The organism is Roseovarius sp. 217 (assembly GCF_000152845.1).
Taxonomy (GTDB): domain Bacteria; phylum Pseudomonadota; class Alphaproteobacteria; order Rhodobacterales; family Rhodobacteraceae; genus Roseovarius.
On the sequence record NZ_CH902584.1, the window covers coordinates 3,272,963 to 3,287,807 of the forward strand.

At 58.5% G+C, this 14,845-nt stretch carries 15 protein-coding genes; 9 read left to right on the forward strand and 6 right to left on the reverse strand.

Annotated elements, in window-relative coordinates; translation table 11 throughout:
• Window positions 1–25 precede the first annotated feature (25 nt).
• Together ROS217_RS15680 and ROS217_RS15685 are read left to right on the forward strand one after the other, a co-directional pair.
• Complete coding sequence (locus tag ROS217_RS15680) at window positions 26–436, forward strand: very short patch repair endonuclease (RefSeq protein ID WP_040650652.1); 411 nt, start codon at window positions 26–28, stop codon at window positions 434–436.
• Window positions 436–1,596, forward strand: coding sequence for a DNA cytosine methyltransferase (locus ROS217_RS15685; RefSeq protein WP_040651581.1), 1,161 nt, complete (start codon window positions 436–438; stop codon window positions 1,594–1,596). Before ROS217_RS15680 ends, ROS217_RS15685 begins: the two co-directional genes overlap by 1 nt.
• Here ROS217_RS15685 and ROS217_RS15690 read toward each other — a convergent pair.
• From ROS217_RS15690 to ROS217_RS15710, 5 genes are all read right to left on the reverse strand, one after another.
• Entirely contained in the window at window positions 1,593–2,351 is a 759-nt protein-coding gene (locus ROS217_RS15690) for a GIY-YIG nuclease family protein (protein ID WP_009818767.1), read from the reverse strand. The two genes, ROS217_RS15685 and ROS217_RS15690, sit on opposite strands and share 4 nt — an antisense overlap.
• 185 nt (window positions 2,352–2,536) lie before the next feature.
• Window positions 2,537–2,938 (reverse strand): hypothetical protein, encoded by a 402-nt coding sequence (locus ROS217_RS15695; RefSeq protein ID WP_009818768.1) that lies wholly within the window; start codon window positions 2,936–2,938, stop codon window positions 2,537–2,539.
• The gene (locus ROS217_RS15700; protein ID WP_009818769.1) at window positions 2,935–4,245 is read right to left on the reverse strand and encodes a recombinase family protein; all 1,311 of its coding nucleotides are present in this window, start codon (window positions 4,243–4,245) and stop codon (window positions 2,935–2,937) included. The genes ROS217_RS15695 and ROS217_RS15700 overlap by 4 nt, the downstream gene beginning before the upstream one ends.
• A complete protein-coding gene (locus ROS217_RS15705; protein ID WP_009818770.1) occupies window positions 4,242–4,688 on the reverse strand; it encodes a DUF2924 domain-containing protein in 447 nt (148 codons plus the stop codon). Before ROS217_RS15705 ends, ROS217_RS15700 begins: the two co-directional genes overlap by 4 nt.
• A gap of 553 nt (window positions 4,689–5,241) precedes the next feature.
• Window positions 5,242–6,132: a hypothetical protein gene (locus ROS217_RS15710; protein ID WP_009818771.1), complete on the reverse strand. Its 891-nt coding sequence runs from the start codon at window positions 6,130–6,132 to the stop codon at window positions 5,242–5,244.
• Between the two features lie 231 nt (window positions 6,133–6,363).
• Between ROS217_RS15710 and ROS217_RS15715 the strand changes: the two genes are divergently transcribed.
• Both ROS217_RS15715 and ROS217_RS15720 read left to right on the forward strand, forming a co-directional pair.
• Window positions 6,364–6,573 carry a helix-turn-helix transcriptional regulator gene (locus ROS217_RS15715; RefSeq protein ID WP_009818772.1) on the forward strand — a complete coding sequence of 70 codons (210 nt, stop codon included), beginning with the start codon at window positions 6,364–6,366 and terminating at the stop codon, window positions 6,571–6,573.
• A gap of 57 nt (window positions 6,574–6,630) precedes the next feature.
• Complete coding sequence (locus tag ROS217_RS15720; RefSeq protein ID WP_198134896.1) at window positions 6,631–9,615, forward strand: bifunctional DNA primase/polymerase; 2,985 nt, start codon at window positions 6,631–6,633, stop codon at window positions 9,613–9,615.
• A gap of 201 nt (window positions 9,616–9,816) precedes the next feature.
• Here ROS217_RS15720 and ROS217_RS23615 read toward each other — a convergent pair whose 3' ends face one another.
• Window positions 9,817–10,911, reverse strand: coding sequence for a GTP pyrophosphokinase (locus ROS217_RS23615; RefSeq protein WP_083781553.1), 1,095 nt, complete (start codon window positions 10,909–10,911; stop codon window positions 9,817–9,819).
• A 449-nt stretch (window positions 10,912–11,360) separates the two neighbouring features.
• On the opposite strand from ROS217_RS23615, the gene ROS217_RS15730 reads away from it, so the two are divergent.
• The 5 genes from ROS217_RS15730 to ROS217_RS15750 all read left to right on the forward strand — a co-directional run bounded on the left by ROS217_RS15730 (window position 11,361) and on the right by ROS217_RS15750 (window position 14,725).
• Window positions 11,361–12,641, forward strand: coding sequence for a site-specific DNA-methyltransferase (locus ROS217_RS15730; protein WP_254656439.1), 1,281 nt, complete (start codon window positions 11,361–11,363; stop codon window positions 12,639–12,641).
• Entirely contained in the window at window positions 12,638–12,850 is a 213-nt protein-coding gene (locus ROS217_RS15735) for a DUF7220 family protein (RefSeq protein WP_009818777.1), read from the forward strand. Before ROS217_RS15730 ends, ROS217_RS15735 begins: the two co-directional genes overlap by 4 nt.
• 3 nt (window positions 12,851–12,853) lie before the next feature.
• Entirely contained in the window at window positions 12,854–13,276 is a 423-nt protein-coding gene (locus ROS217_RS15740) for a hypothetical protein (RefSeq protein ID WP_009818778.1), read from the forward strand.
• Entirely contained in the window at window positions 13,273–13,761 is a 489-nt protein-coding gene (locus ROS217_RS15745) for a phage terminase small subunit P27 family (protein WP_050766392.1), read from the forward strand. The genes ROS217_RS15740 and ROS217_RS15745 overlap by 4 nt, the downstream gene beginning before the upstream one ends.
• A gap of 151 nt (window positions 13,762–13,912) precedes the next feature.
• Window positions 13,913–14,725, forward strand: coding sequence for a class I SAM-dependent methyltransferase (locus ROS217_RS15750; protein WP_009818780.1), 813 nt, complete (start codon window positions 13,913–13,915; stop codon window positions 14,723–14,725).
• Window positions 14,726–14,845 lie beyond the last annotated feature (120 nt).

The following is a 14,845-nucleotide window of genomic DNA, read 5'->3' on the forward strand; positions in this document are numbered from 1 at the left end:
TTAGCTCTCTAGTCTATGGTGACTCGTGGACATCCTTACACCAGAACAGCGAAGCGAGCGTATGAGCCGGGTTCGCGGCCGCGACACCAAGCCCGAGATGCTGGTCCGCCGTTTGACGCACGGTATGGGGTATCGCTACCGGCTGCACCGACGTGGGCTTCCCGGATCGCCAGACTTGGTCTTCCCGTCGCGCATGAAGGTGATCTTCGTGCATGGCTGCTTCTGGCACCAGCACCTGGACCCTGGGTGCAAGCTTGCCAGGCTCCCTAAATCGAAGCTGGACTTTTGGGGCCCAAAGTTGGAAACGAATAGAGAACGGGATGAGCGTAATCTCGTCCTGCTCGCGGAACTCGGATGGGACGTCCTCGTAATCTGGGAATGCCAGACGAAGAACCGGGAAGAATTGCAGACACGGATCGGGGAGTTCCTGGGATGATGAGATCGGTCGAACTCTTCGTAGGCGCTGGAGGCCTTGGGATCGGCGTAAGCCAAGCGGGCTTCCGACCGGCCGCCGTCATGGACTGGGACCGCTGGGCCTGCGATACCCTTCGCGAGAACAAGGAACGTGGCCTCGATCCGATCGCGCACTGGCCGATCCACGAGGGCGACATTCGACAGTTCGATTTCGGCACGGTGGACGGCACCGTTGACTTGGTGACGGGCGGACCGCCCTGCCAGCCGTTCTCGATGGGCGGACGCCACCGGGCGTTCCTCGATGGCAGGGACATGTTCCCGCAGGCGATCCGCGCCGTGCGCGAGCTCCGACCGAGAGCGTTCATCTTCGAAAACGTGAAGGGGCTCACGCGCAGCAGCTTTGCGAACTACCTCGAATACATCCGTCTGCAGCTGACCTATCCCGATCTCGTTGCCAAGAGGGACGAAGAATGGCTGGCCCACCTCGCGCGCCTCGAGGACCACCACACCAAGGGGACAGAGAAGGGCCTGCGCTATCGGGTGGTGATGCGGGTTCTGAACTCGGCAAATTATGGCGTTCCCCAACGGCGCGAGCGCGTCTTCCTTGTCGGCTTCCGCGCGGACACCGGGATCGAGTGGCACTTCCCGAAGCCCACACACTCGCGAGACGCGCTGCTCTGGTCGCAGTGGCGCGACGAGGTCTATTGGGACCTGCACCGCGTCGCTCGCAAGAACCGGCCGGAAGGTGGCGCGGCCAAGGCGCGGTCTCTGAAGATCGCGGATCGACCTCTGGACGAGCCGTGGCTGACCGTGCGCGACGCGATTTCCGATCTTCCGGATCCAGAACACGCACCGGGCACGGCGCGCGGCTTTCATGACCACAGGTTCCAGCCCGGCGCCCGATCCTATGCTGGCCACACGGGAAGCCCTCTGGACGAGCCCGCCAAGACGCTGAAGGCGGGCGTGCACGGTGTTCCTGGCGGCGAGAACATGCTGCGCAGGCCGGATGGCTCGGTGCGCTACTTCACGATTCGAGAGAGCGCTCGCCTGCAAACCTTCCCCGACGACATGGTGTTCCACGGCTCTTGGACGGAGACGATGCGGCAGCTCGGTAACGCCGTGCCCTGCCAGCTAGCCCGGATCGTCGCATCTGGTGTGCGGCACAAGCTCAGCGCAGCCTAGATCGGCACCCCGTGAGCATACTGGCGGTTTTCCTTGTAGAGGATCACGTGGCTAACGAAATAGGTCGCCTGCCAACCAGCGGGCAAGGCCGCTTTGATCAGGACCATGGCGTCACGCAGCGATAATCTACCCCCGGGGATGGTGAGCGGAGCGTCCGGGAGGTCGGGGTGCGGGCGCAACCTAAAGGAATGGCTGCCCTTGGCACCGGGCTCGAGCTCAAACCGCAGCGCGTAAGGCAGGGCGATCTTCAGCGCCACCAACGCTTCGTGGACGGTCGTCTGTCCAGGTTCGAGCACATCAAGCGGAGTGTCGATATCGATCGGGAAGCGCGCGTCAAACCCCTGTTCGGGCTTGTTCGTCGTTTCGCGTTCCCGGCCAGGATCGTTCGACCCAAAGCCGGATCCGTTCCACTCGGAACCGTAGTGGGCAATCACTCTGGACTCGATATCCATCGCGGTCAAAACGAGGATCTGGGCGGCCTTGAACTGGACGTCCTCGGGACGCACATTGCGCCGCTGCTCGAACTTTCTAGCGTGCCTGGCGAGGCGGGTTCGGAGCCCGGCTTCGGCATCGGTCTTTCCGACATAGCGGACCTCGCCGTCATAGATCAGCAGGTACACTCCTTGGGCATCGGGAAGCGCCTGCGCGTTCTGCAGCGAGAGAGGCGCGCTGGCCATGGCATCGAGCGTCGGGACGAGCTGGTTCATGACCGCGCCCATCAAATCCAGCTCGAACGCGATGAAGCCGTCCGCCACTCGTCTCTCCGATTCCCATTCTCCACCAGATGCCTAGCACGTCGGGACAATCCGCGCACTCCTGCGCGGGCAAAAACTTTCTGGTCAAATTTGAGTTGATCAAAAGCGCTCGGTTAAGCACGGAGAACTTTCTCACAGGTTCTTGGATTGCCGTAGTGTTTCTGCTTGAAGGGGTGGCGGTCGCCTTACGTCCTGTGAACCCCAAGCTTGAAGTGCATCAATTGATCCTTCCACTCGGTCGGGAAGCGCTCCAACACCGACACCAGCGTCACCTCTGGCCCCTGTGTTCCCTCCAAAATCGCCCCGACGAGGTCGGGCGAGAGCAGCGTCAGCCGCAGAACACGCGTCATATATGAAGGTGCGATGCCCTCGCGTTCCGCCATTTCTGCGATTGTGGCGAACTCTCCAGACTCCAGCATGCGCTTCCAGCGGAACGCGCGGGCCAGCGCCTTGACCAGCGTGCTGTCGGTCCTGCGCGGTTGCGTGGCACCCTCAGGCAACCGCATCTCCTTCCGCCCACCGCGCTTCACGAGGCGGAACGGGATGTGCAGCGTGATGGTCTCGGGGATCGGCGCGCTGCGAGTCACGCGGCTTCTCCGATGTCGCCGGTCAGCATTTCGCGGGCGAGGCCGCCGAGGCCGTCGACGCGCAGCCGCACCTTCAGGCCATCCGTGCGGATGTCCACGCGCTCGACCAGCAGCGCCATGATGCGCGCCTGCTCAGCGGGGAAGAGTTCGTCCCATAGTGGGTCAAGACGGGTCAGCGCGTCACGGGCGTCGGCCTCGGTGATGTTTTCGGCGTGGGCGCGCGCCTCTTTCCACGTGCCCGCCACGATCTCGGGTTGGCGGAAGACGGCGCGGAGCTGGTTTATTACGGCGGCCTCGATCTCACCAGCGGGGACCCGTCCGACCGAACACGATCCTGCACCGTGCTTAAGAACGGTCTGGCTGACATAGTAGCGGTAGAGCTTGCCGCCCTTGCGCGTGTGGGTCGGCGAAAAGGCCGCGCCATCGGGGCCGAACAGTAGCCCCTTCAACAGCGCGGGCGTGTCTGCGCGGGTTCGCGCGGCGCGCTTGCGCGGACTCTCCTGCAGGATGACGTGGACGCGGTCCCATGTCTCGCGGTCGATGATGGCATCGTGCTCGCCGGGATAGCTGTCGCCCTTGTGGACCGCCTCGCCGATGTAAGCGCGGTTGCTGAGCAGCCGGTAGATGTATTTCTTGTCGATCCGGTTGCCCCGCGGGGTGCGAATGCCGCGCTCCTTGACTTCCCGCGCCAGTTCGGTGCCCGATCCTATCTCGAGGAATCGGGCAAATATCCAGCGGACGTGGGCGGCATCGGCGTCCTTTATGATCAGCTTACGGTCCTTCACCTCGTACCCAAGGGGCGGGCAGCCGCCCATCCACATACCCTTTTTCCGGCTGGCGGCGACCTTATCACGGATGCGCTCGGCGGTGACCTCACGCTCGAATTGGGCGAAGCTGAGCAGGATGTTCAGCGTCAGCCGCCCCATGGAGGTGGTCGTGTTGAACGATTGGGTTACGGAGACGAAAGTCACCCCATTCCGGTCGAACACCTCGACTAGTTTGGAAAAATCCATCAGCGACCGCGACAGACGGTCGATCTTGTACACGACGACCACGTCGACCAAGCCATCCTCGACGTCGGTGAGCAGACGTTTCAGGCCGGGGCGGTCCAACGTGCCGCCGGAGATGCCACCGTCGTCGTATTGATCGCGCACCAGCACCCAACCCTCCGACCGCTGGCTGGCAATGTAAGCTTCACAGGCCTCACGTTGGGCGTGGAGCGAGTTGAATTCCTGCTCCAGCCCTTCTTCGGAGGATTTGCGTGTGTAAACGGCACAGCGCAGTTTTCTGACAATGGGTGTGGTCATGCGCCCCTCCGGTGGTTTTTCAGCCCAAAGAACACCCAGCCGTTCCACCGCGTGCCGGTGATTGCGCGGGCAATGGCGGACAGCGACTTGTAGGGTCGCCCTTGCCACTCGAAACCGTCTGCAGTGACGGTGACGATCTGCTCGACGCCCTGCCATTCGCGTAGGAGCCGTGTGCCCACGATCGGTGTCTGATCGGCGCGGATGCGGCTTTTCTTGCGGTCGCCGCCATCCAGCTGCTCACCGAGGGCTTCGAGCCGTTTCACCGTTTCGGGTTTTAACCCGCCATAGGTCAGTTCCTGAATGCGATACGCCAATCGGCTTTCGAGATACCGACGATTGAATGGTGGTGGTTCGCTGTCGAACAACGCGCGCCATTGCTGCTTCAGATCAATCGTTGGCGTGGTCTTCAGCGCCGCCAGGCGGGCAGGGATGGGATCGGTCATGCTCTTCTCCGTTTTGAGGTGGTTGCATGAGCGCTCTGGTCAGTCGAGTTGTGTAGCGGAAATTCTCCATCCTTCGCAGATACTTGTCCTGCATTTCTCATGTGCAGCCGGATCAGCCCAAGCGCAAGGATGCGGCAGAGTTCAGCGCGGCGCTCGAGGGGTCTGAGGTGCGATGGTGGAAGGGGATTCATGAAGTTTGCCCCACCTGCTTTATCCGGTCCTCGTACACAAGGATGTCGCTGACGCGATATCGAACCGTGCCGCTGAAGAGTAGCCATGGCGGCCCGCACCGTTGTGCTCGCCATCGTTGAAGCGTGCGCCGGGATATGCACCAGCGTGCGGCCAGATCCGGTTCACTCAGCATGAACGGTTTCGTAGGCACGGTACGGTGCTGATCGAGTATTTTAGACATAATTTGCTCGCCTGTGACTTCGCCTGTCGTCAAAGCCTGCCAGCCTGAATGGGCAATGTATCAGAAGAGCCGAATGCCGTGTCCGAGGAAATATAAAATCATGATATTAAATAGAAAAATTTGAGGCTAATCGTTGAACGATTAGTCTTTGCCCGTTTTCCAATCCGGCGAAAGAAACTCGGCACCAATTCTGAAGTACTTCCGAATCGTGTCTGGATGGATTTCGATCCCGAGTCCGGCAGCGGCGTCCGTAATCTCCCGTGGAATGCTACTTCGTCTCGCAGCTGGATCGTAACCGTAGCCATCTATGGCCATGGCAACTAACAGTTGGGCAACCTTGTCGATCTCGCGCTTGTCCTCACGTCTCGGTTCGGTCTCTTTCGAGGTCTCGCTAAACGACGTGACATGATAGCGCTTCAGAAGTTCGAGGAACTGCGGTGGTACGTCCAATTCCACCTGAATCACCCAATAAGTAAATCGATCAGCAGAGACACGGCCATTTTGTCCAAACTGACGCACCATTTGCTTGTAACGCTGTGCGAGAAAGACAATGGCAGGCCAAAGCGTGTCGGTTTTTTGCTTGACTAGCTTATTGAGCCGATCATCCGAAAAGACGTCAGGATTGATGCCCACCGAAAGACATGTGATCTCGGCAGTCGAAAAGTGCGGCATCCGTGCCCAATATCCTAAATCTGCCTGATAGTCAGGATGGCCAAATCCTCCGCCAAACCATGGTGGTTCCTGACGCTTGATCTGCCCGATTTCCGTCGTTGCGAACTTTTCCCAGTCCAATCTTAGATCGGAAGGGTCACTTTCATTGTCGCTGAGCAGTGTTGCAATTTGGTCATCCGGGTAGCTCAATAGGCGATCAACGCAAGCCTTGGTGACTGACCGGACCAAAGCGTCGAATTCAAGAAACACCGAAGGATCGCTCGGCCCAATCGTGGGGACCAGTTCTGGCTTGCTCCAGTCGAGGAAGCGACAAAGCTTTGCCTCAAGGAGACTACGCCGTTCGTCATTCAAAGGCTGCATCTACCGACTCCAACACGCGACTCATTCTCTGATTCCCAGTTTGCCGACTCAGACCGCCACGAACCACAAATTCCTGATGAGGGCCGGTACAATTGGCACCGGTTGTCGCAGATTGGCGAAAATTGTCATTCTATCAGAGGGTTAGTTATCTCTGGTATGATGGTATTGCGCAGAACAGGCGTACGGCAAGTTTAGAAACGACCGTCAGGTTGATCGAAAGCGGAAACGGTTATGTACGAATTACCCCCCAAAGAAGACGAGCGCCTCAGCGAGTTCCTCACCCAATACGAGTTGGCTGAGCGCTGGAAGTTGAGCGGCCGAACGCTGGAGCGTTGGAGGGCCGAACCCTACGGTCCCGCTTGGATCACCATCGGTGGTTCGATCCGCTATCCAATGCAAGATGTTCTGGCTTGGGAGGCCGAACATCGAAGCCAGCCGTAGCCCATGGACGCGGGCCGCCAGGACGGTGACCCGCGCAACAACCAGACGAGTGAGAAGGTGGCCGTTGGCCGCCGCGAAAGTGCTGGAAACATCACATTTGAGAACGCTGCGGAGCGACTGCTCGACAATGGTTATGAACCCATTCCGATCAAGCCGGGACAAAAAGCGCCCGCGCTGAACCGCTGGACCAGCGTGGTGATCGATGACGCTGCGCTCGATGACTGGCGCGGCCGCTATGCGTCCTGTGGCATCGGGCTGAGAACGGGCCTCCTCGTCGGCATCGATATCGATGTCCTCGATCCGGACCGCGCCCACGACGTACAGGCGCTTGCGGTGCGAAGGTTTGGCGAGACGCTTGTAAGGGTAGGGTGCTGGCCGAAGCGGCTGCTGATCTACCGGACGGAGATACCCTTCGCCAAGATGAAGTCCGGGCAAGTTGAAATACTCGGGCAGGGCCAGCAGTTCGTGGCCTTCGGCATCCATCCCGGTACGGGCCGACCGTACGCGTGGCCCTTGGGGGAAACCCCGCTGGATGTGGCCCTATCGGACCTTCCGGTGATTGACCACACGGAAATCGCGGCGTTCCTTGCCGAGATCGAGCCAACTGACCACCGCTCAATTACAGACGCCGGTGGCAGGCGCCGAAAGGCCGCGGGGTTCGGTCATCCGGTGCGCGATGCGCAGGGTGTCGTCACAGATGGTCGTGATGCCTGGCTTAGCCTGATTGCGTTTCATGCCGTTCATGACCTGCTGGAGGCCGAGGACGCTTTGGATGTCGATCAACTCGCGGCACAGGTCTGGCAGCGGTTTGGTGAAAGCACCGACTTGACCCGTCCCAGGCAGGACGGCGCTAGGACTTACACCTACTCGGATGCTGTCCGCAAGGTTCACGACAAGATGCGGTTGCACGCGACCGGTGCTCTGCCGTCAAGAGATCGGCCTGAGGTCGCTCCTGACTATGCCGTGCCGACCCTTACCGTCTCGGAAGCCCGCAACCAACTCGACGGTGAGATTGCAGTTTTTGCCGAGGCTACTTACGCTTGGCACGCAGCCGGAGGGCAGGATGAGCCGCCCAAACTCGCTATGCGAGCCACCGTCGGTCTCGGCAAGAGCGTGATCAGCAGAAAGCATCTGAGTGCCCTGCAGCTTCGCCTCAGACACGCTGGTCTTCCTCACCGCATCGTGGTCTTCGTCAGCTCTCATGCATTGGCAGAGGAAGCGGTTGCGGCTTGGGAAGAGACAGATGTTAGAGTTGCAGTTGTGCGCGGCTACGAGCGGAACGAACCTGGGACTGGTCGGTCAATGTGTCGGAACCTCAGGACGGTGAGGGCGGCGATTGCCAACCGCCGCGATATCCATAGTTCAGCCTGTCAGAAGAACCTTTCCACACGGTGTCCTCATTTCGCTCGATGCCCGAAACAGGAAAACCGTCGTCTGGTTGGCCTCGCCGATGTGATCGTTGCTCCTTACGATGCGATGTTTCAGAAGCTGGCCGGAGCGATGACAGGCGTCGGTGTGGTCGTTGTTGATGAGGCCTGCTGGCAACGTGCGCCGACGATCTTATCGGGTGTCAGCCTTGGAGATCTAAAGGCGGAGCTCGTCTCGCCGGGGCGCGCATTAGGTTCGCCAATTGGCCGTGCATCCCGAGCCGCTGACCTGGTGGCTTTGCGGACGCAATTGCACGCAGCTCTCAAGGGCTCCGGTTCCGGCCCGATCAAGCGTGCTGCCTGTGTTAAGGAAAGGCTGGACACAGCAGCCTGTCGCGCGGCCATTGAACTTGAGGAAACGCGTTTCAGGGCCAGAGGCACCACGGCTGGCCAGGATGAAGACCGCGTCAATGAAATCATCGAAGACGCGCTCTGGAACGAACGCGTCTACACGATGGTGGACCTTTGGTCGGCGCTTGAAACCTTTCTGGAAGGCGACACCAAGTCCTGCCCCAACCTGCGCCTCGGAGAAGCCAACCCGAAAACAGGAGACAGCGTCATCCATTGCAGCCGGTTGCGCAAAATGGCTCCAGAATTTTCACATCTGCCGAGTCTGCATCTGGATGCAACCTTTCGGAGCGCCCTCGTCACTCCCGTTCTGGGACAGATGCGTGAGGTCACGATCGACGCGACAGCCCCTGATATGGCGGTGACGCTTGTTCCAGGGCCTTTCAGCAAGACCAAATTGCGCGAGGGACTTGCGACGAGCACGGAGCATGAGACGCAGGTACGCGCAGGAAGCCTTCTCGCGCAGTGTGTTGATTACGTGCGGCTCATTGCGAGGGCGTATGGCCCCAATGAAATCCTGGTTGTCACCAACAAGGAGATCGAGCCAGCCTTCAGGGGGCTGTCAAACATCTCGACGGCGCATTTCAACGCGGTGGCAGGAATTGACGCATGGAAGGACGTCCGCGCCCTCATCGTTATCGGTCGTCCATTGCCGCGTGATAGCGACGTATCAATTTTGGCAGGTGTGCATCTTGGGGCCGAGGCTGCGGGCCAGTACCACGCAACCGCCGCAGGGTTATGGATGCGTGATGGCCGTTCGCGCACCATCAGGGTCTTGAGGCATGGCAATTCAGAAGCGGAGGTCATTCGGGCGGCGATTTGCGATGATGAGCTGATCCAGGTTATCGGGCGTGGTCGGGGCGTCAATCGCAAAGCTGACCGTCCCCTCGATGTCCATATTCTTGCCGACGTGGCTTTACCCCTAGTTCACGATCGCATCCTCCCTTGGGACAGCATAAAGCCGGGTATCTACGAGCAGATGCTATTGGCAGGGGCGGCCGTGGACAGCGCATCAGATGCCTACGCGCTTTCTCCGGAGATGTTCAGTTCACTTGAACAAGCAAAATCGGTGTTTCGAAGAGAGCTATTTAAGGGTCAAATCCCTTATGTATATATAAAGGGTCTGACCCTTAAATCGGCTGCGTATAGACGTGCTGGTCGGGGAAGGTCTTGGCAGCGCACGTGGTGGATTGACGGCGACGAAGCGAAAGTGCGGGTGCATCTGGAAGCTGTGTTGGGTGACTTGGCTAGGTGGCAGCCGGAGTAGACCGCACTTGAACATGCTGGTTTGGAAGCAACCGTTCCTTTAAGTCGATGCGAATGGCCAGATCGAGCCCATCAGAGACATTCAGGCAGGCCGCAGCGAATAGAGTCCTTTTACGAGTTCAGCAGTGTGTTCGGCCTCATAGGAGACAGTCGCAAATCTATCCTTAACAAGCTTTACTCGGCCGACGGCGCCATTCTTGTCTTAAGCTTGGGCTTCTTTCCACTCTCGATATTGGCGAGCAAGCCTATAAAGCCGGGTTGGCCGTCCTCTGCCCCGTCCGACTCGTCCTTTATGGAGATCAAGTATTGCGTCCAGTCTGTCCCAAAACAAGCGAAGCAAAAATAGATCGGAGCTGGAATTGTCTGGCGCTACATTCGACAAGCCCTTTGTTCCAAGGAATGTTGAAAACAGGTCGGATTCGTTGCGTAACGCCGCAGCATCGAAGGGTTGTAAGGCTTCCCCAAGAACAGATGGCGTGTTCAGAGATAGGTCTTCTAACAGATCGAACAACTGACCGGAATTCTTTGCAAAATTCGGCATAGCTCGATCTTGATAATCCTGCATCCTACTAACGAAGTCATGCACATCACGAAACGGCCGAGTTTGAGGGTCTGGCTCAGTTGAACTTGAAGATTGACTTAATCTGCGAGCATTTGCCGCCAGAAGCATAGATATCTGCTGATCGCCTTGGCGCACCGTGTGGCCAAGCATCTCGATAAGTTTTTTCTCATCATCTGAAGGCCCTCCAAGTTCGGGCTTATAGCCTATGTCGTGCTCAATCTCGTTCCAGACATGGGCGATCATTGTGCATATCTGAACTTCACAACTTATGTCGGCAATGTTGTCATAGGTCCCAATCAGTTCATCTTCAGGCAAACAAACTTGTGCATGAATAGCACGGTAGTAATTGGTTCGATCCTGAATGTGGCGATCCTTCTCATCGATCTGGATATCCCCATCTGGTCCATTAAAAGCTTGGCGAAGATGATCTACAACTTTAGCGCAGTCTTCATACTGATAAGTTGCAATCCGCACCCCTGCTAAATCGCTTATCGATGAAAAGATTTCATCTACGCTTTGATAGTTTCGATCTGCATGCATTGAAAAACGGCGTAGCTTGCCTTCGAATGATTTCAGTGATTTGACCCGGAAGGTAACTTGAGCTCGGATGGCATTCTGGTCACAGATGTCATTGCGGCAAATCTCTGACACACGATCAGCCAGTTTTACATATCGGTCACGTTCTCGACGATAGCGATCAACGGCAGGGAAAATTAGGTCGATGGGAAAGGGCATGAGCCGTCCGGGATGAAAAAAGCTACGTTTTCAAACGTGACCGCTACCTTATCTGGAAGCAAGGTATTTTCTTATTGCAAGCACAAAAATACTGAGCGTCGACTTTTGGCTCTGCAGGCTGGTGATGCCGTAACCACAAAGGAGTTCTTCGGAATTGCCGCGACCGTCCGCAAAGTCCGCAACTCGGTCCTTTGCATAGCGTGCATCGAAAGCCCGCTATCGTGAGGCATTAGGCACAGTGTGCAGATCAATTGAGGCTGCGAGGTTCACCTTGCAGATTGGCGTCGAGTTCTTGCGGTAGGCGCAATTGATCCAGCGTTAGCGAGAGACCTGGTTCGTGTCCAAAATGGCGGTTCATGTCATTCTATGTCATTTATTGTCATGATTACAATGATTTACCGTTCGTGATATCCTGCACCCAAGGACGGTTCTATCCCAAGGCGGGGGTCATGACGAAGCGCAAGACAGCAAATACGGATGCAAGGGCTGGGGCAGGGGCCCGATCTATCGACCAGCGTGGCGTGGCCGATCTGATCCCCTATGCCAACAACGCGCGCACGCACAGCGAGGCGCAGGTGGCGCTGATCGCGGGCTCGATCCGGGAGTTCGGGTTCAATAACCCGGTGCTGGTGGATGGATTGAACGGCATCATTGCCGGGCACGGTCGCGTGCTGGCGGCACGCAAGCTGGGTCTGGACGTGGTGCCGGTGATCGAACTGGCCCATCTCACGGAAGCGCAGAAGCGCGCCTATATTCTCGCCGACAACCGCCTGGCCGAGCAGGCGGGCTGGGACCGCGACCTGCTGGCGCTGGAACTGGGCGAGCTGTCGGGGATCGGGGTGGCCCTTGAGGGGCTGGGCTTCGCGGCCGGTGAGCTCGACGAGCTGCTCGCGCTCGACAAGGCAGACCCGAGAGAGGAAGCCACGCCGGCGCCGCCCGCGCATCCGGTGTCGCGTCCGGGTGATCTGTGGTGCCTCGGCCCCCACCGGCTGCTCTGCGGCGATGCGACGTCGGCGGCCGACGTGGCCCGTCTGTTGGGGGATGTGCGCCCGCATCTGATGGTGACGGATCCGCCTTATGGCGTGATGTACGATCCGGACTGGCGTAATCGGGCAGGGGCCTCGGAGACCAAGCGCACCGGCAAGGTCCTCAACGACGATCGCGCGGACTGGCGCGCCGCCTGGGCGCTCTTTCCCGGTGACGTGGCCTATGTGTGGCATGGTGCATTGCACGCCACCACGGTCGCCGAGAGCCTTGTCGCCAGCGGGTTTGATATCCGCAGCCAGATCATCTGGGCCAAGGATCGGCACGTCTTGTCGCGCGGGCATTACCACTGGCAGCATGAACCGGCATGGTACGCGGTCCGGGCTAAGGGCCACTGGTCCGGGGATCGGAAGCAATCAACGCTTTGGTCGATCCCAAACAGGGATCAGGACGCGGAGACCAGTCATGGCACGCAAAAGCCGGTGGAGTGCATGCGCAGGCCGATCCTGAACAACTCCAGCCCGGGTCAGGTGGTCTACGAGCCTTTCTGTGGCTCCGGAACCACCCTGATTGCAGCACAAAGCACCAAGCGTATCGGCTTCGCTATCGAACTGGACCCGGCTTATGTCGACGTGGCGGTGCTCCGCTGGCAAGCGTTCACCGATCAAGACGCGGTCCTCGACGGCGATGGCCGCAGCTTCTCGGAAATCGCAGGCGCGCGGCAGAAGGCGGAGGCAACCGCATGAGCCAGACACGCATGATGTCGGGGATCGAGGCGGCAACCAACGTGATCATCGGCTATGTGTTGGCCGTCCTGATGCAGTTGCTGATCTTCCCGGCGGTGGGGCTTGATCTGAGCCTGCGTCAAGCGATGCAGATCGGTGTGGCGTTCACCGCATGCTCGCTGATCCGAAGTTACGCGCTGCGGCGGGTGTTCAATCGATTGCGAGGCTAATGCATGGCCCGTCCGAAACGCACACTTGCACCAGATCAGGTGCGCGAGGTGGAGACACTGGCGGCCTTGCTGAACCAGGATCAGATTGCGGATTATTTCGGCATTGCCCGCAACACGTTCCGCGCGATCTGCGACCGTGATCCGGATGTTCTTGCACGCTATAAAAAGGGCAAGGCCAAAGCCATCGCGCATGTTGCGAACGGATTGCTGCAGAGGGCACGAAACGGGGATACGGCGTCCTCGATTTTCTATCTCAAGACGCAAGCCGGCTGGCGTGAAACCTCCAACATCGAGCATCAGGCCAATCCCGGGATCACGAATATTGTCCGCACAATCGTTAGCCCGAGAGAACGCCTAGAGAAACGTCTCGAGGAAATCTCGGAACGAATGAAGCTCGGGGCGCACCAAGACGATGACCGGTCATGAGAGGTCGCAAGCCGATACCGCGTGCGCGCGATCAAGTGACACGCCCGTTGGCTTCGCTACCACGATGCCCGGCGCACCTGAATGAATTGGCGCGCAAGGAATGGCGTAGGTTGGCCACACCTCTGCATGAAGCTGGCCTTCTGACACTGGCGGATCGCGCGGCTCTGGCGGCATACTGCGCGGCTTATGCACGGTGGGTGGAGGCGGAGGAGCATCTCGCCAAGGGGGCTGCGCTGATCAAGACGCCCTCGGGCTATGTCCAGCAATCGCCCTGGCTCACGGTCGCCAACAAGCAGCTGGAGATCATGGGGCGCTTCATGGCGGAACTGGGCTTGAGCCCCTCGGCCCGCACCAGGTTGCGACTGCCGGAGAGTGGCGCGGACGACAGCACCAGCATCAAAGTCATCACGCTCATTGCTGCCGGCGACCGTGCCGAAGATGACCTCAACGTTCCGCCGGTCAACGTCAGGGTGTCGGAGGGCTGAACACCTATGCGAGGACTGTCTGGCGTGGCAACGTGGTGGGGCAGATGGTAGGACCGGGTGAAAACGGGAGCGACTCAAGTGGGTTCACAGTGAGTAAACTGTGTTACAATCGCCTTGCGAACTGTATTGCATCCAATGGGGCCATCCTGCCATGTCAGAACAGGACAAGAATTTTTCTGGTTCAATTCCAGACATTTATGACGACGTCCTTGTGCCTTTGATTTTTCAACACTATGCGCAAGACATGGCGCGAAGGGTTGCAAGCGTCATGCCTGAGAGTGTACTTGAGACCGCCGCAGGCAGTGGGGTGGTCACAAGGGCACTTGCGCCGTTGTTGCCTTCAGTCACGCGGTATGTTGTCACTGATTTGAATCCCCCAATGCTCAGTCGCGCACAACGACAGCAGCCTGATGCTGATCGGATAGAATGGGCGCAAGCTGATGCAATGGCATTGCCATACGGTGATGATACGTTTGATGTTGTATGCTGCCAGTTCGGGATGATGTTTTTACCCGACAAAACCGTGGGGTACCGTGAGGCGTTCCGAGTCCTTCGAGATCACGGTCGCTTTATTTTTAACGTTTGGGACCGGATCGAAGATAACCATTTCGCGCACAGTGTGACAGCAACGGCTGCGCGCTTTTTCCCCGATGATCCTCCAGTCTTTTTGGCACGAACTCCTCATGGTTTCCATGATGCTGAGGCCATCTGTCTTGGCTTGAGAAATGCTGGATTCGCTCATGTTGATGTGAACACCGTGACCGCCGAGAGTCGTGCCGATAACGCCTACATTCCTGCCTTCGCCTATTGCCAAGGAACACCTTTGAGAAACGAAATTGAAGAACGTGGCGCCGGTTTACTGGATAAAATTACAGAGGCGGCGGCGGCCGATATCGAACGAGTTTTTGGTGTTGGACCAATTTCTGGCAAGATACAGGGACATGTTTTCGTCGCTTCGATATGAGGCCAACGTTGGCTCTTTCCGCACACCGGCAGTGTCAAATCGCTGCTTTCCGACAGTTCCTGCTACACTTCCGAGACCTGTCGAGCCATGTACAAACCTGCGCAACCAACGTTAGGCAGG